Raw genomic sequence first — 645 nt, forward strand, 5'->3', positions numbered from 1 at the left:
GCTACGATGACCGTGCACACCGGTGGGTGCCATTGCGGCAATATACGCCTTGAATTTTCAACCGAGCTCGAGCCACCGCAAACCGAAGTTCGCGCTTGCCAATGCTCGTTCTGTGTCAGACATGGTTCGCGCGCCGTTGCCGATCCGAATGGCAGACTGGTCATCTCGGTCAAGGACGAGACGCAATTGCGGAGATATCAGTTCGGGCTGAGGACGGCCGACTATCTGATCTGCCGGCGGTGCGGTGTCTACGTCGCCGCAATCGCCAGAGATGACGATGCAAGGGCGATCGTCATCATCAACGCCCTGGACGACCGCGAACGGTTCAACCAGGAGCCGGTCCGCGTTGACTTCGATACGGAAAACAGGGCGCAGCGCCAAGCCAGACGCCGCACACACTGGACACCTGTCGAGATGAGCTTCGGATAGGCAGCTCTCAGCGGATAACCGGCTCGCCATGAAACCGTCGGCGCGACGGCGGCGATACGCCGAAGCCGACTTCCATCATCAGTCGCGGCGTGCGTGCCGGCACGGTGCCCATATGAAAGCCAAAGGGGTCCTCGACGAAGCCGAGACCAGCCTCGCCGGTCAGCGTCACCGGGCTCTGCTCGCCATAGACATCCAGAACCTGCTGCGCGGGATGAC

1 protein-coding gene and 1 pseudogene are annotated in these 645 nt (G+C 61.6%); one reads left to right on the forward strand and one right to left on the reverse strand.

Annotation, left to right across the window (positions count from 1 at the left end):
* The coding region (locus EN893_RS38870) for a hypothetical protein (protein WP_206640271.1) at window positions 1–429 on the forward strand (429 nt) is incomplete at its 5' end.
* A 7-nt stretch (window positions 430–436) separates the two neighbouring features.
* On the opposite strand, the pseudogene EN893_RS36775 reads toward EN893_RS38870, so the two are convergent.
* A pseudogene (locus EN893_RS36775) lies at window positions 437–645 on the reverse strand (hypothetical protein); the annotation flags it as partial.

This window comes from Mesorhizobium sp. M7A.F.Ca.CA.004.04.2.1, assembly GCF_004022825.1.
GTDB lineage: Bacteria > Pseudomonadota > Alphaproteobacteria > Rhizobiales > Rhizobiaceae > Mesorhizobium.